Below are 21,942 nucleotides of genomic sequence, written 5' to 3'. Positions count from 1 at the left end.
GCGTAGAGGTTGGCGTGTCAACGTCAAGTGCACTGAATTTTCCAGGAGTTAACCACCTGCCGCCGCCCGGACACCTGGCGTCCTCCCACGCCTCCGGCCCTCGACGGCCCGACGGTCGCCCCGCACCTCAGCCGACGGCTCGACGCCCCCACCACGTCCCCACCAGCACCAGCGCCGCACCCAACAGCCCCGCGACGCCGAGGCGTTCACCGCCGAGCGTGATGCCGACGGCGGCCGCCCACAGCGGCTCCGTGCCGAGCAGCAGGCTGACCCGTGAGGGCGAGGTCCTGCGCACCGCCCACATCTGCACGAAGAACGCGAAGAGCGTGCAGCACACGGAGAGGAAGAGCAGCCCCGCCCACGCGCGCGGACCGAAGTCCGCCGCGACGGACCATGGCGCCTCACCCACCCCGGATGCCGCGAGCACCGCGAACACCAGGACCGCGCCGCCCAGTTGGACGGTGGTGAGGGAGAGCGAGTCGGCGTCCCGCACGGCCTTCATGCGGGACATGGCAAGGACGTGGGCGGTGCGGGCGAGGGCGGCGAGGAGGATCAGCAGATCGCCGGGCGAGGGCCTGGTGAAGCCGCCGCCCTGGGTCAGCAGGACCACGCCGAGTACGGAGAGCCCGGCGGCGGCGAGGAAGGCGCGCGGCGGTCGCGCGCGGCGCGCCACGGACTCCGCGAGCGGCGTGAAGATCATGGTGAGGCTGATGATGAGGCCCGCGTTGGTCGCCGAGGTGTGGACGACCCCGTACGTCTCCAGGAGGAAGATCACGCCGAGGATCAGCCCGAGGACCCCGGCCCCGCGCCACTGCGCCCGGGTCAGCGCGCGCAGCGAACGCCATCCGGCCGCCACGAGCGCGGGCAGCACCACGCCGAAGCGCAGCACGAGCACGGCGATGACCGTGTGCGTCGTGGTGATGCCCTTGGCCGCGAGGTAGCTGGCGCCCCAGACCACGGCGACGAGCAGCACGGGCAGATCGGTGAGCCAGGCGCGGCGCGGGGCGAGCGCGGCGGGGGTGGCGGCGAGCGACGACACGGGCGCGGTCTCCAACGGGCCGGAGGGTGTGGAGACTTCGACGGCTCGCACGCGGAGCGCACACCGTACCCGACGGAGATCGCGCCAGGAAGACCTCAGTAGCTGCCGTACTCCGGGCGGCCCGCGCGTTCGTAAGTGCTGATGACGACGCCCGTGGACGTCGCACGCGACCGGGTGAGCCGGAAGGCGCTGGGCAAGCCGCCCTCCGCGAAGAACCGCTTGCCGGCGCCGAGGACCACCGGGTACGTCACCAGATGCAGGGTGTCGATCAGGTCGTGCGCCATCAGGGAACCGGCGAGCTTGCCGCTGCCGTGCATCTGGAGCTCGCGCCCCGGCTGCTCCTTGAGGGCGGTGACGTCCTTGACCACGTCGTCGCGGCCGATGATCCGCGTGCCCTGCCAGTCCGAGCCGGTCAACGTGGTGCTCGCGACGTACTTCGGCAGGGCGTTGAGCCGCGAGGCCACCGGATCGGCGGGGTCCGTCATCTTCGGCCAGTACGCGGCGAAGATCTCGTACGTGCCACGGCCGAGCAGGAAGGCGTCGACCTGGTCGTAGACCTCGTTGATGAACGCGCCGAAGTCCTCGTCGTTGTAGGGCATCGACCAGCCTCCGTACGCGAAGCCGGCACTGCGGTCCTCGTCCGGGCCACCCGGGCCCTGGAAGACACCGTCGAGGGTGAGGAACTGGGTGAGCGTGAGCTTCATGGCGAACGCCTTCCTTGTCGGTTGAGGCTCTCTCCCACTCAGACTCCGCAGCCTCCGGGAAGTCATCGCCACGTCCGATTACCGCCAGCCTTCGCCTACCCGGACGAGTTTCATTGAACCCGCAAGCACTTCTCGCCCACAGCGGCGGATACCCCCGGATACACACGCAGAAGAGGTACGGACATGTCTACTCTCACCGGCAAGAAGGCCCTGGTCACCGGCGGCAGCCGCGGCATGGGCGCGGCCACCGCGCTGCGCCTGGCCGAGCAGGGCGCGGATGTGGCGATCACCTACGTACAGAACGAGGGCGCGGCCCACGAGATCGTCGCGAAGATCGAGTCGATGGGGCGGCGCGCCTTCGCCATCAAGGCGGACGCGGCCGAGGCCGGGGACGCGGCGGGTGCCGTGGAACGCGCGGCCGACGACCTGGGCGGCCTCGACATCCTGGTGAACAACGCCGGTATCGGCGTCCTGGGACCGATCGGCGACTTGACGCTCGCCGACGTCGACCGGGTCATCGCCGTCAACGTACGCGGGGTCTTCCTGGCCTCGCAGGCGGCGGCGGGCAGGCTCCGGGACGGCGGCCGGATCATCACCATCGGCAGCTGCATGGCACAGCGGGTGCCGGGCCCCGGCGGCACGCTCTACGCGACGAGCAAGGCCGCCCTGATCGGCCTGAACAAGGCGCTCGCACGGGAGTTGGGCGGGCGCCGGATCACGGCGAACCTGGTCCAGCCGGGCCCCATCGACACCGACATGAACCCGGCGGGCGGCCCCTTCGCCGACGGACAGAGCGCCATGACGGCACTCGGTCGCTTCGGTTCCGCCGACGAGGTGGCGTCCCTGGTCGGCTATCTCGCCGGTGACGACGCCGCGTACATCACCGGTACCGAGCTGTCGGTCGACGGCGGTCACGCCGCCTGACCGCAAGGGGAGTTGGATGCGGGGCGCACCGGGGCTGTCCACCCGGTGCGCCCCACGTTCGGCGGGGGCGGGTCAGCCGCCCAGCTCCTGGTGGCGGGCCGCCAGCTTGGCCGCGCCGTCCTCGGTCAGCGAACCGAACAGACGCAGGCGGGAGATGCCGCCGTCTGGGAAGATGTCGATGCGCACGTGCGTGCCGACGACCGGGGCGTCCAGGACGAAGCGGTGGTTGGTGTCCGGCTGAAGGCGGGTACGCGGCAGCGCCTCGGCCCACTCGCCGTTCTCGCCGTCGCGTACGGACAGGGAGGCCCAGCCGGCCGAGTTGCCCTTGAGGTACGCGGTGTCGATCTCGACGGCGCGGATCTCGGACTGCTGCACCAGCTGGTAGCGGATCCAGTCGTTGCCGGTGTCGCGGCGCCTGCGGGTCTCCCAGCCGTCGTCCATCTTGCGGGAGCGGCCCGGCTGGATGGTGTTGGTGGCCGGGGAGTAGAAGCGGTCGGAGGCGTCCTCGACCTGGCCGCCGTTCTCCAGGGCGACGACGTCGAACGTGCCGAGCGCGGCGAGCCACTTGGGGTCGGCCGCGACCTCGCCGTACACGCGCAGGCGGGCGATGCCGCCGTCGGGGTGCTGGTTGACGCGCAGGTGCGTGAAGCGCTGCTCGACGTCGACGGCGAAGCCGTTGGCGGCGTGGCCTCCGACGGGCGTGCGCGGGACGAGGGTCGTCCACTTCACGTCGTCGCCGAGGAGCTCCTCGGGGGTCGGCGAACCCGCGACGCTGGTGCCCTCGATGGACACGGCCTGCGGGTAGTTGCCGCGGAAGTGGGCGGTGTCGACGACGATGCCGCGGATGACACCGGGGGCGCCGAGCCGGACGAGGGCCCAGTCGTGGTCCTCGGCGGTGGGCCAGGGGTGCTCGGCCGAGACGCCGCGCCTGCGGCGGGTCTCCCAGCCGTCCATGACCTTGCCCTTGTGCCCGAAGTGCTCCGGGTCGAAGACGGCGTCGTGCGGGAGCAGCAGGTTCTCGCGCATCGCGAAGAACTCGTCGTTGGCGGCGATCACACCGGCGCCGAGCTGCCGGTCGGCGAGGTTGGCGTACTGGGTGAAGGGGAAGTCGGCCGTGCGGTAGTCGGCAAAGGGCTCGCCGCCGCCGTAGGGGCTCGCGTCGCCGGTGAAGGAAGGTATCGCCGTCACTGTTTCAGTTGTTCCTTTCCAGAAGTCGGCCCGCGGGTTCGCTGAACTCGCCGCCGTGCAGGATGCGTTCGCCGCGCAGCCAGGTGGACTTCACGACGCCGCTGAGGGTCTTGCCCGCGTACGCCGTGACTCGGTTCCGGTGCTGCAGCTCCGCGGGATCCACGGTGAAGGTCTCGTCGGGCGCGAGGACCGCGAAGTCGGCGTCGCGGCCGACCTCGATGGCGCCCTTCTGGTCGAGTCCGACCAGCTCTGCGGTGCGCGTGGACATCCAGCGCACCACGTCCTCAAGGGTGTGGCCGCGCTTCCTGGCCTCGGTCCAGACGGCGGGCAGGCTCAGCTGCAGTCCGGAGATGCCGCCCCAGGCGGTCGCGAAGTCGTCGGTCTTCAGGTCGGCGGTCGACGGGGAGTGATCCGTCACGACGCAGTCGATGGTGCCGTCGGCCAGCGCCTCCCACAGCAGGTCCTGGTTGCCGGCCTCGCGGATGGGCGGGCAGCACTTGAACTCGCTGGCGCCGTCCGGGACTTCCTCGGCGGTCAGGGTCAGGTAGTGCGGGCAGGTCTCGACGGTCAGCCGGACGCCTTCGCGCTTGGCGGCGGCGACGAGCGGCAGGGCATCGGAGGAGGAGAGGTGGAGTACGTGGACCCGCGCGCCGATCCGCTTGGCGACGGCGATGAGGCCTTCGATCGCCGTGTCCTCGGAGATACGGGGCCGGGTCCGAAGGTAGTCCGCGTACTTGGGGCCCTTGTTCTTGGGTGCGGCGTCCAGCTCGTGCGGGTCCTCGGCGTGCACGATGAGCAGCCCGCCGAAGCCAGCGATCTCGGCCATGGAGGTGGCGAGCTGGTCCTGGTTCAGCTCCGGGAACTCGTCGACACCCGACGGCGAGAGGAAACACTTGAACCCATAGACACCGGCTTCGTGCAGCGGCTTGAGGTCCTGCACGTTGTCGGGGAGGGCGCCGCCCCAGAAGCCCACGTCGATATGGGCCTTGTCGCGGGCGACGTCCTGCTTGGTCCGCAGGTTGTCGACCGTCGTGGTGGGCGGAAGGGAGTTGAGGGGCATGTCGACCAGGGTGGTGATGCCGCCGGCGGCCGCGGCGCGGGTGGCGGTCCAGAAGCCCTCCCACTCCGTGCGGCCCGGGTCGTTCACGTGGACGTGCGTGTCGACGAGGCCGGGGAGCAGCGCGTCGTCCCCGAAGTCCTCCAGCCGCGCGCCGTCCGGGACCACGGCGTCGTACGCGCCGAGGGCCACGATCTTGCCGCCGGAGACGGCGACCGAGGCGGGCCGCGTCCCCTCCGGGGTGACGACACGGGTGGAGCGAAGGACCAGCTCCACGTCGGCACCCACAGTCGCGACCACGTCCACGCCCTTTTCGGACACCCCGCGTCCCCTTTCTTCTGTTCCGCTACACAGACCTTTTGCTTCCGCTTAACGGAATTCAACGTTCTGTTGAAGGAGTTTTCACGCTCGATCTCGCGGCGTCAAGGGTGTGCTTGCGCACCCACCCCGCACTGGACGTTTCCACAACGTGGAATTAGAATTCCGCGTGCCAGAACGTAGCTACGCACAACCTGAGCGTCAAGGGATCACGGGACAACCCCGCGAAGACACGGACAAACACCCCCTGACCGGCGACGATGTCAGCACGCGCAAGAACCCCTGTGAAGAACCGCCCGGTAGGCTGCTTCCTTGCCTGCCAGCACCGAAAGGAACGCGCCGTGCCGACGTCAAGCGCCAGCGACGCCCCTGCTGAAGTCGCCGCCTCAAAGCCCTCCGCCGCGAGCGGTGGTGTTCAGTCACTCGAGCGCGCCTTCGACCTGCTCGAGCGGATGGCGGACGCGGGGGGCGAGGTCGGCCTCAGCGAGCTCTCCGCCAGCAGCGGTCTGCCGCTCCCCACGATCCACCGCCTCATGCGCACGCTGGTCGCCTGCGGCTACGTACGCCAGCAGGCCAACCGCCGCTACTCGCTCGGGCCGCGGCTGATCCGCCTCGGCGAGTCGGCGTCGCGGCTGCTCGGCACGTGGGCGCGGCCGTATCTCGCCCGCCTCGTCGAGGAGACCGGCGAGACGGCGAACATGGCGCTGCTCGACGGCGACGAGATCGTGTACGTCGCGCAGGTGCCGTCCAAGCACTCCATGCGGATGTTCACCGAGGTCGGGCGGCGGGTCCTGCCGCACTCCACGGGCGTGGGCAAGGCGCTTCTCGCACACACAGCGCCGGAGGAGGTGCGGGCGCTGCTCGCCCGCACCGGGATGCCCGCGGCCACGGAGAAGACGATCACCACGCCCGAAGGCTTCCTCGACGCGCTCGAGGAAGTACGTCGTACGGGGTACGCGGTGGACGACAACGAGCAGGAGATCGGGGTCCGCTGCCTGGCGGTTCCGGTGCCCAACTCCCCCACGGCTGCGGCGATCTCCATCTCGGGCCCGGCGGGACGGGTGACGGAATCGGCCACGGAGAAGATCGTCCCGATCCTCCAGGAGGTAGCGGTGGACCTCTCGGCAGCGTTGGCCTCGGCGGGACCGGGGGCGTGAGCGGAGCGGGGCCTGGTTGACCGGTTGCCCGGCGGCGGCCTCGTACGCGTAGCAGCATGAGAGGGGCGGGGCAGGCTGCGGCACAAACCCTGCCCTCCCCCCAGCCGGTGGAGGACAGGCTCCCACCCACCCGCGGCCGCGTACGCACGCGAGGGGACGTGGGGGTATGTGCGCACGGAGCACTGCGCACAAAGCTCACCCCAGCCGCAGCAACAAAACCCCGCAACAAAGATGGCGAGTACGGACATACCCCCGCGGCCCCGCCCCACAACCGAACCCAAGGCGCAGACGCTCAGCTCAATCGGCCGTCCACCATCTCCACCACCCTGTTCGCGACAGCGAGGCTCGCCCGGTCATGCGTGACCAGCACCGTCGCCGTTCCCCGCTCCCTCGTCAGCCCCGCCAAGAGGTCCATCACCACCGCCCCCCGCTCATGATCCAACGCGCTGGTCGGCTCATCCACCAACAGCACCGCAGGCCCGTTCATCAACGCCCGCGCGATCCCCACCCGCTGCCGCTGCCCGCCCGACAGCTGATGCGGCCGCCGCCCGGCCTCCGCCGAGAGCCCCACCGCCGCCAGCAACTCCCGCGCCCGCTCCCGCACACCCCGCACCGCCCGCCGCCGCAGCCGCCCGTCCACATGAGCCATCAGCTCCAGCTGCTCAAGGGCCGTCAGCGACGGCAGCAGATTCGGCTGCTGGAAGACGATCCCCAGGCTCCGCCGCCGCAGCTCCGCCTTCTCGGCCCGGCTCAACTCTCCCGTGTCCACGCCGTCCACCACGACCCGCCCCCGATCGGGCGTGACCAGCGTCGCCGCGACGGCCAGCAGGCTGGACTTCCCCGACCCCGAAGGACCGACCACCGCCGTCATGGTCCCGCCGGGCACCTCGAGACCCACCCCGTCCAGCGCGGTCAACCGCCCCGCACCATCGGGATACGTCAACAGGACATCGTTCAGGACAAGCTGCTTCGTCTGACTCATCGCGCACTCCCCAGCGCCACCAACGGATCGACGGAGGTGATCCGCCGTACGGAAAGACCGGCCCCGACCGCGCCCAGCACGACCATCACGCCCGCGGGCCACAGCACGGTCGACGGTTCGAGGACGAACGGGACGTCACCCCCACTGATGGCAGCGCCGACCGCCGCCGCGATCGCCGTCCCCACCGCCGTGCCGATGACGAGCATCGCCACGGCCTGCCCCAGCGCGTCCCGCAGCAGATAGGGCGTGGAGGCCCCCAGAGCCTTCAGTACGGCCACGTCGGCGCCCCGCTGAATGGTCCACACCGTGAAGAACGCGCCTATCACCAGCGCGGAGATCACGAACAGAAACCCCCGCATCAACTGCAGGGAGCCGTTCTCGGCCTGGTAGGAACCGATGGCGGACAGGGCACCGTCCAGCGTCTTCGTCTCGGTCCCCGCGGCCTTGTCCCCCGCGGCCAGATCGACGCTGTCTCCGCCCGAGGTCCGCAGCGCCACCACCGTCGCCTGCTCGTCCGCGGACGTGCCGCGGTGCCCGAGCCCCTGCCAGTCGTCGAGGGAGATCCACACCACGGGCGTATGGCTGTACGAGGCGTCGGACGCGACCCGCGCCACCCGCTCCTCGACCCCGCCGCCCCCGAGCCGCACCCGGTCCCCGACGCCGACGCCGAGGTCCGCCGCGGCCTTCTCGGAGAGCACGGCCTGCCCCGGCGCGACCCCGTCGGGCGCGATCCCGGAGTCCGGCTCGACGCCGAAGGCGGAGACCGCGGCGGAGGCCCCGCCGGACCCCTCGCCCGCGGTGGCGTTGAGGGTGCTGATGCCGATGGGCTGAGCCGAGGTGACCCCGGGGCGCTCGGCCCACTTCTCCCAGGCACGCTGTTCGACCAGCGAGTTGGTGAAGGAGACGGACTGGCCGTCGGGCGGCGCGGCGAACGCCAGGCGGTCGGCGGGCAGCCCGGTGATCGCCGAGGTGTTCTCCCTGGCGAGCCCGGCGGTCAGCCCGGACAACAGGCCGACGAGCAGGGTGATCAGCACGACGACGGCTCCCATCAGGGCGAACCGCCCCTTGGCGAACCGCAGGTCTCTCCATGCGACGAACATGCCCCCACCCTGCGGCCACGCCCGCCCGCCGGGCATCGCGCCACAGCACGCTTCACCCGAATCGAAGTGGGGAGCCGACGGTCAACCTTTCGGTTGACGAACAAGTACGGCGGCACCCGTACGGTGGAAGGGCCACGCCGCACGATCCGCGCGGCACAAACCGTGCACGGCAGCCACGCACCACGCCACGAACCGTGCACGGCAGCCACGCACCACGCCACGAACCGTGCACGGCAGCCACGCACCACGCCACGAACCAGCCCCTTCCACACCCCGGACCTCACGCCCCATGACCCGCACCCCCGTGACCCTCGCCCTCCGCCTCTGCCTGCACGCCCTCCTCGCGGGCCTGCTCGCGCTCGCCGCGGTCAAGGCAGTGACGGGCGCGGGCGGCGAAGGGGCGGCCCGCCCCGCCGCGGTGGTCGCGGCGGCCCTTGCGATGGCCGCCGTCTACGCGGCGGGCACGCTCAGCCCGTCCGTCGCCCGCTCGCGGCGCGCGGCCGCCTGGTGGCTCGCGGCGCTCGGCGCGTGCTGGCTGGTGCTGCTCGCCCTCTCCCCCGACGGGCTCTGGGCGGCCTTCCCGCTGTACTTCCTCCAGCTGCACCTGCTGCCGACGCGCTGGGCGCTGCCCACGGTCCTCGCCACGGCGTCGGCCGCCATCGCGAGCTATCTGGTGCACAGCTCGCAGATCACGCCGGGCAGCTTCATCGGGCCGCTGCTCGGGGCCGCCGTGGCCGTCGCCACCGTACGCGGGTACGAGGCGCTGTACCGCGAGAGCGAGCGGCGCCGCGAGCTGATCGACGAGCTCGTGGCCACCCGAGCCGAACTGGCCGCCGCCGAGCGCACCGCGGGCACCCTTGCCGAGCGCGAGCGCCTGGCCAGGGAGATCCACGACACGCTGGCGCAGGGCCTCTCCTCGATCCAGCTGCTCCTGCGGGCGGCCCAGCGCGCGCTGCCGCCGGACTCCCCCGCCGCCCCGCACGTCGAACAGGCGCGGGCGGCCGCGCAGGGCAACCTCGCCGAGGCGCGCCGATTCGTGCGCGCGCTCGCTCCGCCGGACCTGGCGCACGGCTCGCTGGCCGCCGCCCTGGAGCGGCTGAGCGCGTCGAGCCCGGGGCCGCGCGTCCGCTTCTCGCTCAGCGGCACACCCGCGGAGCTGCCCACTCCGTACGAGGTGGCACTGCTCCGCGTCGCGCAGTCGGCGCTCGCGAACACCGTGCGGCACGCGGAGGCGGGGCGCGCCGAGATCACGCTGTCGTTCATGGACGCGTCGGTCACGCTCGACGTGGTGGACGACGGCCGCGGCTTCGACCCGGCCGCGGAGCCGCCCGCCCGGACAGGGCAGGACGACGGCGGCTTCGGGCTGACGGCCATGCGGTCGCGGGCCGACTCGCTGGGCGGCACGTTCACGGTCGAGTCCGCACCCGGGCAGGGCACCGCGGTGGCGATCTCGCTTCCGCTGCCCGCCCGCACGCAGGAGGCCGCGGCATGACGGCCGGCACGGGAACGACGGTCCGGCTGCTGCTCGCCGACGACCATCCCGTCGTACGCGCCGGTCTGCGCGCGGTCCTCGACGCGGAGCCGGACTTCGAGATCGTCGCGGAGGCGGCGACGGCGGAGGCGGCGGTCGAGCGGGCCGCCCTGGAGGGTCCGGAGGGCGTCGACGTGGTCCTGATGGACCTCCAGTTCGGCGCGGGCATGCACGGCGCCGCCGCGACGGCCGCGATCACCGCGCGTGCGGGGGCGCCCCGGGTCCTGGTCCTCACCACGTACGACACGGACGCGGACATCCTCGCCGCGGTGGAGGCGGGCGCGGCCGGCTACCTCCTCAAGGACGCGCCGCCCGAGGAGCTGGCCGCGGCGGTCCGCACGGCGGCGTCCGGCCGCTCCGCGCTCGCCCCCGCGATAGCGCACCGCCTGATGGACCGGATGCGCACGCCCGCCGAGGCGCTGAGCCGCCGCGAGCTGGAGGTGCTTCGCCTGGTGAAGGCCGGTCTGTCGAACCTGCAGATCAGCAAGGAACTCTTCCTCAGCCAGGCCACGGTGAAGTCCCATCTGGTGCACATCTACGCCAAGTTGGGCGTGGACTCCCGCACGGCGGCGGTCGCCGCGGCGACGGCGCGTGGTCTGATCCGCACGTAGGCGCTCCGCTGGTTGTGCCGCGCCGGATGTACTGCGCTGGATGTGTCGCATCACGCCGTCGGACGTCTGCGGGCGTCCCATGGCTGGTCGCGCAGTTCCCCGCGCCCCTTCGGGACGCGGCCCCGGCTTCACTCCCCGACCAGCGCGAAGTCCTCCGCCGTCACCTTCCGCAGAGCCCTGCGCATGCCCTTCGGTACCGGCGGCGCCGGGACCGTCAGGACGGCGCAGGAGGCGTGCGAGCGGACGTGGCGGTGGAGCCGGCTCGTCCGGCGTCTGCCGTGCCGGACGCCGATGACCAGGAGGTCGTCCGGGTCGGCGGCGACGTCGCACAGGGCGTGGCCGGGCCGGGCCCTGATCACCCGGCGCTCGGCCTCGACGCCTGGTGGTGGGCCGCCGAAGACCTCGTCGAAGGCGCGGTCGAGGCGGGCCCGCGCCTCGTTCCACCAGTGCCGCGCCCACACCGGGTCGGGGTGGCGCAGATACAGCCCCTCCCCCTCCGGCGGCTCCCAGGCCATCACCGCGATCAGCGCGCGGCCGCCGCGCCGCGCCTCCTCCGCCCCGGCCCGCAGCGCCGCGAGACTCGCGAGCGAACCACTGACCCCCACGACGACACGCCCCGTTCCGTGCCCCGACATCGGTACCCCTTCCCCAGGCCAAAACAGCCGACTGCAGCTCTCTGGAGGGGAGTCTGTACGCTCATTGGCCTGGAGAGCAGGGCCAATACGCGGGAGTTGGCATGGCAGAGGCACGAGTGGTCCACACGGTGGACAGGAGACTGGGCAGCCGTCAGCTGGCCGCCCTGCTGACCGGGACCGCGGGCGAGCACCCCGGCTACCGCGCGCTCGCGCACGGCGTACGCACGCTCCTGCTCGACGGCCGCATCCCCCTGCACACCCGGCTGCCCGCCGAACGCGAGCTCGCGGCGGCGCTCTCCGTCAGCCGGGCCACCGTCACGGCGGCGTACGACGTCCTGCGCGAGGGCGGCTACGCGCTCAGCCGTCGCGGCGCGGGCACCTGGACCGAGCTGCCGGAGGGGCAGCGGCCGTCGAACGTGGCGGCGTTCCCCGCGGGCAACGACCTCATCGAGCTGGCGTCGGCGGCCCCCGGCGCGCCGGAGCCGGAGCTCATGGCGGCGCTCGCCGCTGCGGGCTCGATGCTGGCCGAGCACGCGCCGACGCCGGGCTACCACCCGTACGGAATCCCGGAGTTGAGGGCCGCCGTCGCCGAGCGCTTCACGCGGCGCGGGCTTCCGACGCTGCCCGACCAGATCCTGATCACGACCGGCGCCCAGCACGCGCTGTCCCTGATGCTGTCCCTGCTCGGCAGGCAGGGCGACCGCGTCCTGGTGGAGAACCCGTCGTACCCGAACGCCCTGGACGCGATCCGCGACGCGGGCCTGCGCGCGGTGCCCGTGCCCGTCACGGAGGACGGCTGGGAGAGCGACCTCGTCGAGTCGTCGCTGCGGCAGACGGCGCCCCGTATCGCGTACCTCGTACCGGACTTCCAGAATCCGACGGGCAGCCTGATGCCGCGCGAGCAGCGGGTGCGCATCCTGGAGACCGCCCGCGCCACGGGCACCTGGCTGCTGATCGACGAGACCATCGCGGACATCGCGCTCGACGTGCCGCCGCCCGCCCCCTTCGCCTCCCTCGCGCCGCAGGGTGTGGGTGAACAGGTCGTCACCGTCGGGTCGTTGAGCAAGTCGCACTGGGGCGGCCTGCGGATCGGCTGGGTGCGGGCCGGGTCACGGCTGATCACCGAGCTGGCGACGAAGCGGGTGCCGAGCGACATGGCGACGCCGGTCATCGAGCAGTTGGTGGCGCTGCATCTGCTGCGCGGCGTGGACGACGTACTGCGCGAACGGCTGCCGAGACTGCGGGCCCAGCGGGACGCCCTCGCGTCGTCGCTGACCCGTCATCTGCCGGAGTGGCGCTGGCAGTTGCCGCCGGGCGGGCTCTCGCTCTGGGTGGACCTGGGCCGTCCGGTCGCGTCCGCGCTCGCGGGGGCGGCGCTGGGGCACGGGGTGCGGATCGAGGGGGGTTCGCGGTTCGGGGCGGACCCGGGGACGCATGAGCATCGGCTGCGGATTCCGTACGTGTTGCCCGCGGAGTTGTTGGAGCAGGCGGTGGTTCGACTCGCGGCGGCATTGGCGGGGGATTTGCGAGGTACGGGGGAAGTGGCTGGTCGGCGGCACTGGGTGGCGTAGGGGTCGTTTGGGTCGGCGGGAAACTGCGGGGCCGATGCGGCTTGTCGCGCAGTTCCCCGCGCCCCTTACGGGGCGCTGCCTTCCCCGAACATCTCCACCGCGCCCCGCACTCCCGCGAGGCCGGAGGACAGCGCGCTCACCGAGCCGATCGCGCCCGCCACGAGCAGCAGGGATCTGCGCATCCTGGGAATCTCGGGAGCGCCTCCGTACGCCATCTCCGCGAGCGCGGCCAGTTCGTCCTCGGCGATGCCGCGGTCCGTGAACTCGGCCGGGTGCACGGCGAGTTCACGGCGCAGCCGGGCCACCGCGGTGCGCAGCTCCGCCACCCGTGGATCTTCGTCCCTGCCGGTCACTGGCCTCTGCCCCACACTCCGCAACATGGGTTCTCCCCCTCGCACACCGTCGTGCGCATGTTTCTTGTGCATGTTCTCGTGCGTGTTCTTGTACGTGTTCTTGTACGTGTTCGTTCCATGGACCCGTGAGGTGCTGGTCAGGCACCGGGGTCGCGGGTCAGTAAACCGTTCCTGCTGAGGGATGCGCCACTTTCCGGCCGCCATTGCGGCCGGAACGCGGTGCCCCAGTTGGGTGTATCCAGGAGTCATGACGACAGAACCGATGAACACGCAGGCCGGCGAGGCGGGCGAGGTGGCCGGGCTGCTGCTCGCCGCGGGGGGCGGGCGGCGGCTCGGCGGGCGGCCGAAGGCGCTTCTGGAGCACCGGGGCAGGCCGCTGGTGGAGCACGCGGTGCGGGTGCTGCGCGAGGCCGGGTGTGCGCGCGTGCACGTGGTTCTGGGCGCGTCCGCGGAGGCGGTGCGCGCACGGGCCTCGCTGCCCGGGTGCGTCCTGGTCGACAACCCGGACTGGGCGGACGGCATGGGTTCGTCGCTGCGGGTGGGCCTCGCCTCGCTGCGCGGCACGGACGCGGGCGCCGCGCTGGTGTCACTGGTCGACCAGCCGGGGATCGGTGCGGCGGCGACGGCGCGGGTGCGGGCCGCGTACCGCTCGCCCTCGACGCTCGCGGCGGCGGCGTACGAGGGGCTGCGGGGCCACCCGGTCCTGTTCGGTTCCGACCACTGGGCGGGGATCGAGGCGAGTGCGGTCGGGGACCGGGGGGCACGCGCCTACTTGAAGGAGCACGCGGACGCGATCACGCTCGTCGAATGCGGGGACGTCGCGGAGCCGTACGACATCGACACGGTGGAGGACCTGGGACGCCTGACGCCCGGAACCTCTGCCTCCGGGGCGCCCGGCGGTCCGGCGCACATGGAGTGACCGGGATGGCACTCAGCGCCATGTTCTGTCGACGAAGAGAATCTCGACATCAACAAACCATTGAACTTCCACCATGAGGAAACTAGTATCCACTGACCAGAAGGCCCGTTACCTCGGACGGGGCCTCGCGGCCGTACCTCGGCTCCAGTGGCACCGAGTGCCACCGCGTCTGCCCGGCGGCTCGCCCGGCACCGTCCGCGCAGTCCTGAAGGAAGTGACAGCTCATGTCCGCACTAGCGCCGTCGCCGCTGGCCATCGTCGACGCAGAGCCCCTGCCCCGGCAGGAAGAGGTGCTCACCGACGCGGCCCTGGCCTTTGTGGCCGAGCTGCACCGGCTGTTCACGCCGCGGCGTGACGAGCTCCTCGCCCGGCGCGCCGAGCGCCGTGCCGAGATCGCCCGCACCTCCACGCTGGACTTCCTGCCGGAGACCGCCGCGGTCCGCGAGGACGACTCCTGGAAGGTCGCGCCGGCCCCGGCCGCGCTCAACGACCGCCGTGTGGAGATCACGGGCCCGACCGACCGCAAGATGACCATCAACGCCCTCAACTCGGGCGCCAAGGTCTGGCTCGCCGACTTCGAGGACGCCTCGGCCCCCACCTGGGAGAACGTGGTCCTGGGCCAGCTCAACCTCACCGACGCCTACGAGCGCCGCATCGACTTCACCGACGAGCGCACCGGCAAGTCGTACGCCCTCAAGGGCGCCGACGAGCTCGCGACAGTCGTCATGCGGCCGCGCGGCTGGCACCTGGACGAGCGCCACCTCCAGGTCGAGGGGCGCGCGATCCCCGGCGCGCTGGTCGACTTCGGCCTGTACTTCTTCCACAACGCCAAGCGCCTGATCGAGCTCGGCAAGGGCCCGTACTTCTACCTGCCGAAGACGGAGTCGTACCTGGAGGCGCGCCTCTGGAACGACATCTTCGTCTTCGCCCAGGACTACGTCGGCATCCCGCAGGGCACGGTCCGCGCGACCGTCCTGATCGAGACGATCACCGCCGCGTACCAGATGGAGGAGATCCTCTACGAGCTGCGCGACCACGCCTCCGGCCTGAACGCGGGCCGCTGGGACTACCTCTTCTCCATCGTCAAGAACTTCCGTGACGGCGGCTCGAAGTTCGTCCTGCCGGACCGCAACCTGGTCACGATGACCGCCCCGTTCATGCGGGCGTACACCGAACTCCTCGTCCGCACCTGCCACAAGCGCGGCGCGCACGCGATCGGCGGCATGGCGGCGTTCATCCCGTCCCGCAAGGACGCGGAGGTCAACAAGGTCGCGTTCGAGAAGGTCAAGAACGACAAGGACCGCGAGGCCGGCGACGGCTTCGACGGCTCGTGGGTGGCGCACCCGGACCTGGTCCCGATCGCCATGAAGTCGTTCGACGCGGTCCTGGGCGACAAGCCCAACCAGAAGGACCGCCTGCGCGAGGACGTCTCGGTCGCGCCCGGTGACCTGATCGCCATCGACTCCCTCGACGCGAAGCCCACCTACGACGGCCTGGTCAACGCCGTGCAGGTCGGCATCCGTTACATCGAGGCGTGGCTGCGCGGCCTCGGCGCCGTCGCCATCTTCAACCTCATGGAGGACGCGGCCACCGCCGAGATCTCCCGCTCCCAGATCTGGCAGTGGATCAACGCGGGCGTCGTCTTCGAGACGGGCCGGACCGCGACGGCCGACCTGGCCCGCGAGGTCGCCGCCGCCGAACTGGCCGCGATCCGCGCCGAGATCGGCGACGAGGCGTTCGCGGCGGGCAAGTGGCAGCAGGCCCACGACCTCCTCCTCCAGGTCTCCCTGGACGCGGATTACGCGGACTTCCTGACGCTTCCGGCATACGAGCAGCTGCGCTGACGCACCACCCGTTCCCCCGACCGAGCCCCCGGCACCGCATGGCGCCGGGGGCTCAGTCACTGTGCTGGGCCACGACAACGCGTTCATCACCTTCAACGGCAAGGGCGATGAGCTGGTCCCGGCCGGTGGCGGCGAGTACTGGCGCCTGACCGACCCCGACGGCGTGCGCTACTACGTCGTCGACCCGCACGGCAACGCGACCGCCTACTGCTACGACCAGGAGAAGAACTCCTACGGCCGCAACCTCAAAGCCAAGGACAACACCCGCTACGTGCGGGGTGGTTCGCTGAACCGGATCGAGTACGGACTCAAGTCCTCCTCGTTGTCCGGCCGTTCCAAGACCTGGACCTCGCTCGACGACGGCGCGGGCAAGGACTGGCGGACCACATCGACCGCGACACAGTTCGACACCGTCGCGGGCCGCGTCACCCAGGTCGACGACTTCGGGGACAGCGCCACCGCGGCCGACGACCAGTGCACTCGGACCACGTACGCCACCAACACCGACGTGGGAACACCTTGCTGGACATGCCGGTGGGGAAGTTTTTCAAGCCGTTCAAGGGCGCCATAAAGGAGCTCAAGAAGACGGGAGAGGGAGTGGAAGCAGGTGAAACGAGTGAACGCGAAGTCACGGCGACCGTCGTCACCGACGACGACAAGCAGCTCACCGAGCTGACGATCGCTACGCCTGAAGGCAGCAAAAGCTGACCGCGACGTACGAGCGCCCCTTCTGGTCGGTGAACCAGAAGAAATGGGTAGAGGCAGGAGACCTCAAGCCGGGCACGGCCCTGCGCACGGACGACGGCCGGACGGTCAAGGTCATGGCGGCCCGCCAGTACCGGGACCACGCACGCACCTACAACCTCACCATCGAAGGCCGGCACGAACTTCCTCGACAGCGCCGACCCGAATATCCTGACCCGGAAAGGTCGAATGGCGATGTGCTTCGCTTCAATCCGAGGACAAATGAATTCGGGGTCAAGGACCCATCCGGCGTTCCGCGCACATACTTCAAGCCGGATCCAACATCTCACGGATACCCGACAAACCTGGATTACTTCAATGCCCGATGAGCGAGATTCTCACTGCCGAGTCTGCGGCCTGCTCCAAGACGATCCTCCTTGGGGGGAGGACGGATTTTCCCCAAGTCACGAGATCTGTGACTGCTGCGGGATTGAGTTCGGCTACGAGGATGCAACGCCTGTGGGCGTACGTGCGGCCAGGAGAAAATGGCGGGATTCTGGGTACCGGTGGAATGACCCATCGGGACCTCCTCCAGGCTGGGATCCCGATACTCAACTCTTGGGCGCCTGGCACATGGAATAGGTCCAACGTGACCGAAGCATATGTAATTCAGCAACTTCTGCCGGAGTAACTCGGACTGCACTTGTGGCCCCGCGAGGCTTCTCGCGGGGCCACCGTGGTCTGCGGCAGTCCGTCAGCCGAGGTGCGCCGACCAGTCCTGTTCGGCCGGCGGCTTGCCGTGCAGATCGGGCACCCGCTTCAGCCAAGAAGGGCGGCCCTTCTCCGTGGCCGCCGCGCGCTTCGCGTCCGCCTCCGCCAGTTCGCCTCTGGTCGGGAAGCCCGTCGGGAGCCACTTCGCCGAGCAGCGGGCTCGGGCCAGGAGGTAGGTGACGTAGGCCTCGCGGACCTCGGTCGGGGAGGTGAAACCGGGCTCGTCGGCCAGCCAGGGGGACGGGACCATGTCGACGATCTCGCGGAGGACCGACTCCGTGACGAGGGGGGCCAGTCCGAGGTCGGCCGCGGCCGTGTCCGGGCCGTAGCCGCCCAGGGCGTGGTGGCGGAAGTCGTATGCCTTGTCCGGTTCCGACGCGCCCCAGCGGTGGTGGAAGACCAGGGCCGCGCCGTGGTCGATCAGCCACAGTTTCGGCGGGCGGGTCCCGAACGTCGGCCAGATCATCAGGTTCGAACTGTGCACCGTGCGGTCGACGTTCGCCGTGAGGGCGTCGAGCCAGACGACCTTGCCCGCCTCCAGCGGGTCCACGTCGATGGCGTCCGGAGTGAAGTCCTTCGCACCCGGCAGCAGGTCCATGCCGAGGTTGAGGCCCGCGCTCGCGCGCAGCAGGTCCTGGACCTCCTGGTGCGGTTCGTCGGCCGCGACCGCCGGGTCGAAGTGGACCAGGACCAGCTCGGGGAAGCGCAGGCCGAGGTGGCGGGCGAGTTCGCCGACGATGATCTCGGCCACCAGCGCCTTGCGGCCCTGGGCGGAGCCGGTGAACTTGACCACGTACGTGCCCAGGTCGTCGGCCTCGACGACGCCGGGGACGGAGCCACCGGTCCGCAGCGGTTCGACGTAGCGGGTTGCGGCGACCTGCCTCAGCGTTCTCATGAAGTGAGCAGTGTAAATCACCTCCTGAGAGAGCGACGCGGTGCTATGCCTCGATCGTCACGCCCGTCTCGTGCGCGATGAGCAGTGCCAGATCCATCGAGCCCGGTCCCTGCACCGTCGCGCCCCTGAAGCTCGTCGCGCCGTTGATCTCACTGAGGTCGCAGCCCTCGAAGCGTACGTTCCTCATGTTCGCGTGCGAGAACTGCGCACCCCTCAGGTCGCATTTCACGAAACGTACGGAGTTGAATTCCGCGCTCTGGAAATCCGCGCCCTGCATATTGCAGTCGGCGAACACAACCGCGTTGAACTTCGAGTACCTGAACAGCGCGAGATCGCTGCGGCAGGCGTCGAAGCGCACGTCGCGGAATGCGCCGGGCGCCCACGAGGAGCCCGTGAGGCGGCTCGACGTGATGGCGCAGCGGATCAACGACACGTCCCGAGCCCGCACTTGCGCGAAGTCACATGTGTCGAAGTACGAGTCCGACAGCACCGAACGCCGCAGCTCGGTGCCGGTGAACCGGGTGTTCTCGAAGCGGCACCGCTCCGCCTCCACCGCCTCCGCGCTCCGCCCGGCGACGACCGCTCCGTCGTAGGCGACACCCTTCAGCGTGGTGTCGTCCTCCCAGTCGTCCCGCGGCAGGACCGCCGGCCGCAGCACCGGTGACGACCGAGGGGCGCTGGGCGCCTTGATGCGAACCTGCCCGGACATCTGGGGATTCCAATCTTCGGTGTTCTTTGTTGCGGTGTATTCGGTGAGACTGCGGGGCAACCGTCCGGCTGTCAATGTCGTGACAACCGCTCCTTGTCGGGTGAGGAGCAACCGTTGTTGGACAGCCTTTGCGCTCTTTGCTGGGGTGTCAGGGTTCTTCCCCCTTTCTTCTTTCCTCTTTCCGCTTCCCACTTACCGCTTTTCAGGAGGCTGCTGTCCATGGAAACGGCCACCCGTCAGGAACCGGATGTGCGCCGCTGGTGGGGGCTCGTGGTCATCCTGGCGGCGCAGTTGCTCGTGGTCCTCGACGGGACCATCGTCAATATCGCCCTGCCCTCGGTCCAGCGCGACCTCGGCATGTCCGACGCCAGTCGGCAGTGGGTCATCACCGCCTACACCCTCGCCTTCGGCGGTCTTCTGCTGCTCGGCGGCCGGGTCGCCGACGCGTTCGGGCGCAGGCGGGTCTTCGCGATCGGCATCCTCGGCTTCGGGCTCGCCTCGCTCCTCGGCGGCGCGGCGCCCGACCCCGGCACGCTCTTCGCGGCCCGCGCGCTGCAGGGCGTCTTCGCCGCGGCCCTAGCTCCCGCCGCGCTCGCGCTCATCAACACGCTGTTCACCGAACCCGCCGAGCGCGGCAAGGCGTTCGGGGTCTACGGAGCCGTCAGCGGCGGCGGCGCGGCCGTGGGACTGCTGGCCGGCGGGCTGCTGACCGAGTACCTCGACTGGCGTTGGTGCCTGTACGTCAACGCCCCCGTCGCGCTCCTCGCCCTGCTCGGCTGCCGGTTGCTGCCGCGCGACCGGAGCGTGGGCAAGGCCGTGCGGCTCGATCTGCCCGGCACGCTCCTCGGCTGCGGCGGCCTCGTCGCGATCGTCTACGCCTTCGTCGAGGCCGAGAACGGGTGGGGGGATCCCCTGGTCGTCTGGCTGCTCGGGCTCGGTGCGCTGATGCTGGTGGCCTTCGCTCTCGTCGAGCGGCGGGTCCGGGATCCGCTGCTGCCGCCCCGCGTGGTCGCCCATCGGGTGCGGGGCGGCTCGTTCCTCGTCGTGGGGCTGCCGCAGATCGGGCTCTTCGGGCTCTTCCTGTTCCTGACGTACTACCTCCAGGAGATCCTGGACTACTCGCCCGTCCTGACCGGCGTCGCCTTCCTTCCCCTGGGACTCGGGATCGCCGTGGGCTCCTCGCTCATCGCGGCCCGGCTGCTCCCCCACACCCAGCCCCGCACCCTGATCGTGGGCGCGCTGCTCTCCGCCGCGACCGGCATGGCCCTGCTCACCCGGCTCGAAGCGGACACACCGCAGGTGTATCTGACGCACCTGCTGCCCGCCCAGATCCTCATCGGGCTCGGCATCGGCTGCATGATGATGCCCGCGATGCACACGGCCACCGCGCAGGTGGCCCCGGACGAGGCGGGGGCCGCGGCGGCCGTGGTCAACAGCGCCCAACAGGTCGGCGGCGCACTGGGCGTGGCGCTCCTGAACACCGTGTCGACCGGCGCCACCACCGCCTACCTGTCCGACCACGGCACCTCGCCCGCCGCCACGGTCGACGGCACGGTGCACGGCTACACCGTCGCCATCGCCTTCGCCGTCGGGGTGCTGCTCCTGACGGCGCTCCTCGCCTGGGTGCTCATCAACCCCCGTACGAAGACGGCAACACCCCTTGCGAGGACGGCCGATTAGGCCGGTTCCGCCTCGATCAGGGAGAACGGGGTCAGGCCCGGCGGAGTGAGGACCCGCGTCGTGCGGAAACCCGTGTCGGAGAGCAGCGAGCGCAGGTCCTGCTCGCTGCGCTCCCTTCCGCCCATGTTCACCAGCATGTACAGGTCGCTGAGGTAGCCGAGCGGATGCGCGGAGCTGTCCACCTTGTCCGGCAGCAGCACCTCGACGATCAGCAGCCTGGCGTGGGCGGGCATGGCGGCCCTGACGGTCCGCAGGATGTCCGCCGACCGCGCGTCGCTCCAGTCGTGCAGGATGCTCTTGAGTACGTAGAGGTCGCCGCCGCCGGGGACTTGCGTGAAGAAGTCTCCGGTCTCGACGCGGCTGCGCTCCCCCACCCCTGCCGCGCCCAGCGTCGCCGCCGCGTCCCGGGCGCCCTCCGGCGAGTCGAAGACCACGCCCTGGACGCCGGGGTGCGCGCCCAGCACGGCAGCGAGGAGGGAGCCGTCGGCGCCGCCGATGTCCACCACGGTGCCGTACGCCGAGAAGTCGTACTCCTGCTCCTTGGCGAGCGCGGTGCTCATGGTGCGGGTGGCCTCGCGCATGGAGGACGTGAACGTGCCCGAGAGTTCCGGGTGTTCGGACAGGTACGAGAAGAAGTCCGTGCCGAATACCTGGTCGAAGGCGGGTTCGCCGGTCCTGATGCTGTGGTCGAAGTGGGACCACGCCTGCCGGAAGACACCCATGCCCTGGCGGACGAAGGCGTGCAGCGAATCGGGCACGTCGCTGCGGAGCCGGTGGCCTGCCGGGGTCAGCCGGAAGCGTCCCGTCCCGGTCTCCTCGGCCAGGCCGAGCGAGGCGAAGGCGCGCAGCAGGCGCAGGGTGGCGACGGGGTCGGTGTCCAGGGCGGTGGCGAGCTCGGTGGCGGCGCGTTCCTCCGTGCCCATCCGGTCGGGCAGGTCCAGGCGCGTCGCCAGGTCCAGGATCTCGGAGGAGATGTAGCCCCAGACGAGCGTCAGAATCCGCTCCTGCGCGCCGAACTGCGCCGCGTGTTCGGGGTGTTCGGGGTGTTCGGAGTGCTCGCGGTGTTCCGGGTGTTCGGCCTCGGGGACGACGGAGGATGCGGGGTCGGCGGGGCCGCCCCCGGTGGCTTCGGACGGAGCCATGGTGTGGTGCGCTCCTTTCGGTCGGGCTCGGTCGGGCTCGGTCGGGCGCTGTGGGTCGTGCGGCGGGGCCCGGCGGTCGGACGCCGGGCCCGCGGAGCAGGGCGCCCGGCTTGCGGATCAGGCGCCCG

22 protein-coding genes are annotated in these 21,942 nt (G+C 71.0%); 11 read left to right on the top strand and 11 right to left on the bottom strand.

Annotation, left to right across the window (positions count from 1 at the left end; translation table 11 throughout):
* Positions 1–127: 127 nt before the first annotated feature.
* Both AB0B50_RS40090 and AB0B50_RS40085 read right to left on the bottom strand, forming a co-directional pair.
* Positions 128–1,039 (bottom strand): DMT family transporter, encoded by a 912-nt coding sequence (locus tag AB0B50_RS40090; protein WP_362341584.1) that lies wholly within the window; start codon positions 1,037–1,039, stop codon positions 128–130.
* A 95-nt stretch (positions 1,040–1,134) separates the two neighbouring features.
* A complete protein-coding gene (locus tag AB0B50_RS40085) occupies positions 1,135–1,743 on the bottom strand; it encodes a dihydrofolate reductase family protein (RefSeq protein ID WP_362341478.1) in 609 nt (202 codons plus the stop codon).
* A gap of 183 nt (positions 1,744–1,926) precedes the next feature.
* On the opposite strand from AB0B50_RS40085, the gene AB0B50_RS40080 reads away from it, so the two are divergent.
* The gene (locus tag AB0B50_RS40080) at positions 1,927–2,667 is read left to right on the top strand and encodes an SDR family oxidoreductase (RefSeq protein ID WP_362341476.1); all 741 of its coding nucleotides are present in this window, start codon (positions 1,927–1,929) and stop codon (positions 2,665–2,667) included.
* Between the two features lie 72 nt (positions 2,668–2,739).
* On the opposite strand, the gene alc is transcribed toward AB0B50_RS40080, so the two are convergent.
* Complete coding sequence (gene alc, locus AB0B50_RS40075; protein ID WP_362341473.1) at positions 2,740–3,855, bottom strand: allantoicase; 1,116 nt, start codon at positions 3,853–3,855, stop codon at positions 2,740–2,742.
* 4 nt (positions 3,856–3,859) lie between these two features.
* A complete protein-coding gene (gene allB, locus AB0B50_RS40070) occupies positions 3,860–5,233 on the bottom strand; it encodes an allantoinase AllB (RefSeq protein ID WP_362341470.1) in 1,374 nt (457 codons plus the stop codon).
* Positions 5,234–5,571: 338 nt separating this feature from the next.
* Between allB and AB0B50_RS40065 the strand changes: the two genes are divergently transcribed.
* Complete coding sequence (locus AB0B50_RS40065) at positions 5,572–6,387, top strand: IclR family transcriptional regulator (RefSeq protein ID WP_362341467.1); 816 nt, start codon at positions 5,572–5,574, stop codon at positions 6,385–6,387.
* Positions 6,388–6,679: 292 nt separating this feature from the next.
* On the opposite strand, the gene AB0B50_RS40060 is transcribed toward AB0B50_RS40065, so the two are convergent.
* Together AB0B50_RS40060 and AB0B50_RS40055 are read right to left on the bottom strand one after the other, a co-directional pair.
* Positions 6,680–7,369 (bottom strand): ABC transporter ATP-binding protein, encoded by a 690-nt coding sequence (locus AB0B50_RS40060; RefSeq protein WP_362341464.1) that lies wholly within the window; start codon positions 7,367–7,369, stop codon positions 6,680–6,682.
* On the bottom strand, positions 7,366–8,469 hold the full coding sequence (locus AB0B50_RS40055; protein WP_362341461.1) for an ABC transporter permease: 1,104 nt from the start codon (positions 8,467–8,469) through the stop codon (positions 7,366–7,368). Before AB0B50_RS40055 ends, AB0B50_RS40060 begins: the two co-directional genes overlap by 4 nt.
* 289 nt (positions 8,470–8,758) lie before the next feature.
* Here AB0B50_RS40055 and AB0B50_RS40050 point away from each other — a divergent pair, with 289 nt between their 5' ends.
* Both AB0B50_RS40050 and AB0B50_RS40045 read left to right on the top strand, forming a co-directional pair.
* The gene (locus tag AB0B50_RS40050) at positions 8,759–9,961 is read left to right on the top strand and encodes a sensor histidine kinase (RefSeq protein ID WP_362341458.1); all 1,203 of its coding nucleotides are present in this window, start codon (positions 8,759–8,761) and stop codon (positions 9,959–9,961) included.
* The gene (locus AB0B50_RS40045; RefSeq protein WP_362341455.1) at positions 9,958–10,611 is read left to right on the top strand and encodes a response regulator transcription factor; all 654 of its coding nucleotides are present in this window, start codon (positions 9,958–9,960) and stop codon (positions 10,609–10,611) included. The genes AB0B50_RS40050 and AB0B50_RS40045 overlap by 4 nt, the downstream gene beginning before the upstream one ends.
* Positions 10,612–10,739: 128 nt before the next feature.
* Here the strand turns inward: AB0B50_RS40045 and AB0B50_RS40040 are convergent, their stop codons facing one another.
* The gene (locus AB0B50_RS40040) at positions 10,740–11,246 is read right to left on the bottom strand and encodes a universal stress protein (RefSeq protein ID WP_362341452.1); all 507 of its coding nucleotides are present in this window, start codon (positions 11,244–11,246) and stop codon (positions 10,740–10,742) included.
* A 101-nt stretch (positions 11,247–11,347) separates the two neighbouring features.
* Between AB0B50_RS40040 and AB0B50_RS40035 the strand changes: the two genes are divergently transcribed.
* Positions 11,348–12,817 (top strand): PLP-dependent aminotransferase family protein, encoded by a 1,470-nt coding sequence (locus AB0B50_RS40035; RefSeq protein ID WP_362341449.1) that lies wholly within the window; start codon positions 11,348–11,350, stop codon positions 12,815–12,817.
* Positions 12,818–12,882: 65 nt separating this feature from the next.
* Here AB0B50_RS40035 and AB0B50_RS40030 read toward each other — a convergent pair whose 3' ends face one another.
* Positions 12,883–13,197 (bottom strand): DUF5955 family protein, encoded by a 315-nt coding sequence (locus AB0B50_RS40030; RefSeq protein ID WP_362341446.1) that lies wholly within the window; start codon positions 13,195–13,197, stop codon positions 12,883–12,885.
* A 220-nt stretch (positions 13,198–13,417) separates the two neighbouring features.
* Here AB0B50_RS40030 and AB0B50_RS40025 point away from each other — a divergent pair, with 220 nt between their 5' ends.
* From AB0B50_RS40025 to AB0B50_RS40005, 5 genes are all read left to right on the top strand, one after another.
* A complete protein-coding gene (locus AB0B50_RS40025; RefSeq protein ID WP_362341444.1) occupies positions 13,418–14,089 on the top strand; it encodes a nucleotidyltransferase family protein in 672 nt (223 codons plus the stop codon).
* A gap of 224 nt (positions 14,090–14,313) precedes the next feature.
* A complete protein-coding gene (gene aceB / locus AB0B50_RS40020; protein ID WP_362341441.1) occupies positions 14,314–15,933 on the top strand; it encodes a malate synthase A in 1,620 nt (539 codons plus the stop codon).
* Between the two features lie 61 nt (positions 15,934–15,994).
* Positions 15,995–16,504: a hypothetical protein gene (locus tag AB0B50_RS40015; RefSeq protein WP_362341439.1), complete on the top strand. Its 510-nt coding sequence runs from the start codon at positions 15,995–15,997 to the stop codon at positions 16,502–16,504.
* Positions 16,462–16,641 (top strand): hypothetical protein, encoded by a 180-nt coding sequence (locus AB0B50_RS40010; RefSeq protein WP_362341437.1) that lies wholly within the window; start codon positions 16,462–16,464, stop codon positions 16,639–16,641. Before AB0B50_RS40015 ends, AB0B50_RS40010 begins: the two co-directional genes overlap by 43 nt.
* A 29-nt stretch (positions 16,642–16,670) precedes the next feature.
* Entirely contained in the window at positions 16,671–17,006 is a 336-nt protein-coding gene (locus tag AB0B50_RS40005) for a hypothetical protein (protein ID WP_362341434.1), read from the top strand.
* A gap of 365 nt (positions 17,007–17,371) precedes the next feature.
* Here the strand turns inward: AB0B50_RS40005 and AB0B50_RS40000 are convergent, their stop codons facing one another.
* Both AB0B50_RS40000 and AB0B50_RS39995 read right to left on the bottom strand, forming a co-directional pair.
* The gene (locus AB0B50_RS40000) at positions 17,372–18,283 is read right to left on the bottom strand and encodes a HipA family kinase (RefSeq protein ID WP_362341431.1); all 912 of its coding nucleotides are present in this window, start codon (positions 18,281–18,283) and stop codon (positions 17,372–17,374) included.
* Between the two features lie 43 nt (positions 18,284–18,326).
* A complete protein-coding gene (locus tag AB0B50_RS39995; RefSeq protein ID WP_362341429.1) occupies positions 18,327–19,067 on the bottom strand; it encodes a pentapeptide repeat-containing protein in 741 nt (246 codons plus the stop codon).
* Positions 19,068–19,211: 144 nt separating this feature from the next.
* On the opposite strand from AB0B50_RS39995, the gene AB0B50_RS39990 reads away from it, so the two are divergent.
* A complete protein-coding gene (locus tag AB0B50_RS39990; RefSeq protein WP_362341426.1) occupies positions 19,212–20,672 on the top strand; it encodes an MFS transporter in 1,461 nt (486 codons plus the stop codon).
* Here AB0B50_RS39990 and AB0B50_RS39985 read toward each other — a convergent pair.
* The gene (locus AB0B50_RS39985; protein ID WP_362341423.1) at positions 20,669–21,814 is read right to left on the bottom strand and encodes a methyltransferase; all 1,146 of its coding nucleotides are present in this window, start codon (positions 21,812–21,814) and stop codon (positions 20,669–20,671) included. The genes AB0B50_RS39990 and AB0B50_RS39985 overlap by 4 nt on opposite strands.
* Positions 21,815–21,942: the final 128 nt, after the last annotated feature.

The sequence above is a fragment of the Streptomyces sp. NPDC041068 genome (genome assembly GCF_040647455.1).
Lineage (GTDB): Bacteria > Actinomycetota > Actinomycetes > Streptomycetales > Streptomycetaceae > Streptomyces.
This window is presented reverse-complemented; position numbering and strand designations above follow the sequence as displayed.

Bases quoted from the DNA above. Each gene is read 5' to 3' on its own strand.
- AB0B50_RS40085 (WP_362341478.1), bottom strand. From the start codon at position 1,743: ATGAAGCTCACGCTCACCCAGTTCCTCACCCTCGACGGTGTCTTCCAG.
- AB0B50_RS40080 (WP_362341476.1), top strand. From the start codon at position 1,927: ATGTCTACTCTCACCGGCAAGAAGGCCCTGGTCACCGGCGGCAGCCGC.
- AB0B50_RS40060 (WP_362341464.1), bottom strand. From the start codon at position 7,369: ATGAGTCAGACGAAGCAGCTTGTCCTGAACGATGTCCTGTTGACGTAT.
- AB0B50_RS40055 (WP_362341461.1), bottom strand. From the start codon at position 8,469: ATGTTCGTCGCATGGAGAGACCTGCGGTTCGCCAAGGGGCGGTTCGCC.
- AB0B50_RS40050 (WP_362341458.1), top strand. From the start codon at position 8,759: ATGACCCGCACCCCCGTGACCCTCGCCCTCCGCCTCTGCCTGCACGCC.
- AB0B50_RS40045 (WP_362341455.1), top strand. From the start codon at position 9,958: ATGACGGCCGGCACGGGAACGACGGTCCGGCTGCTGCTCGCCGACGAC.
- AB0B50_RS40040 (WP_362341452.1), bottom strand. From the start codon at position 11,246: ATGTCGGGGCACGGAACGGGGCGTGTCGTCGTGGGGGTCAGTGGTTCG.
- AB0B50_RS40035 (WP_362341449.1), top strand. From the start codon at position 11,348: ATGGCAGAGGCACGAGTGGTCCACACGGTGGACAGGAGACTGGGCAGC.
- AB0B50_RS40030 (WP_362341446.1), bottom strand. From the start codon at position 13,197: ATGTTGCGGAGTGTGGGGCAGAGGCCAGTGACCGGCAGGGACGAAGAT.
- AB0B50_RS40025 (WP_362341444.1), top strand. From the start codon at position 13,418: ATGACGACAGAACCGATGAACACGCAGGCCGGCGAGGCGGGCGAGGTG.
- aceB (WP_362341441.1), top strand. From the start codon at position 14,314: ATGTCCGCACTAGCGCCGTCGCCGCTGGCCATCGTCGACGCAGAGCCC.
- AB0B50_RS40010 (WP_362341437.1), top strand. From the start codon at position 16,462: ATGCCGGTGGGGAAGTTTTTCAAGCCGTTCAAGGGCGCCATAAAGGAG.
- AB0B50_RS40000 (WP_362341431.1), bottom strand. From the start codon at position 18,283: ATGAGAACGCTGAGGCAGGTCGCCGCAACCCGCTACGTCGAACCGCTG.
- AB0B50_RS39990 (WP_362341426.1), top strand. From the start codon at position 19,212: ATGGAAACGGCCACCCGTCAGGAACCGGATGTGCGCCGCTGGTGGGGG.
- AB0B50_RS39985 (WP_362341423.1), bottom strand. From the start codon at position 21,814: ATGGCTCCGTCCGAAGCCACCGGGGGCGGCCCCGCCGACCCCGCATCC.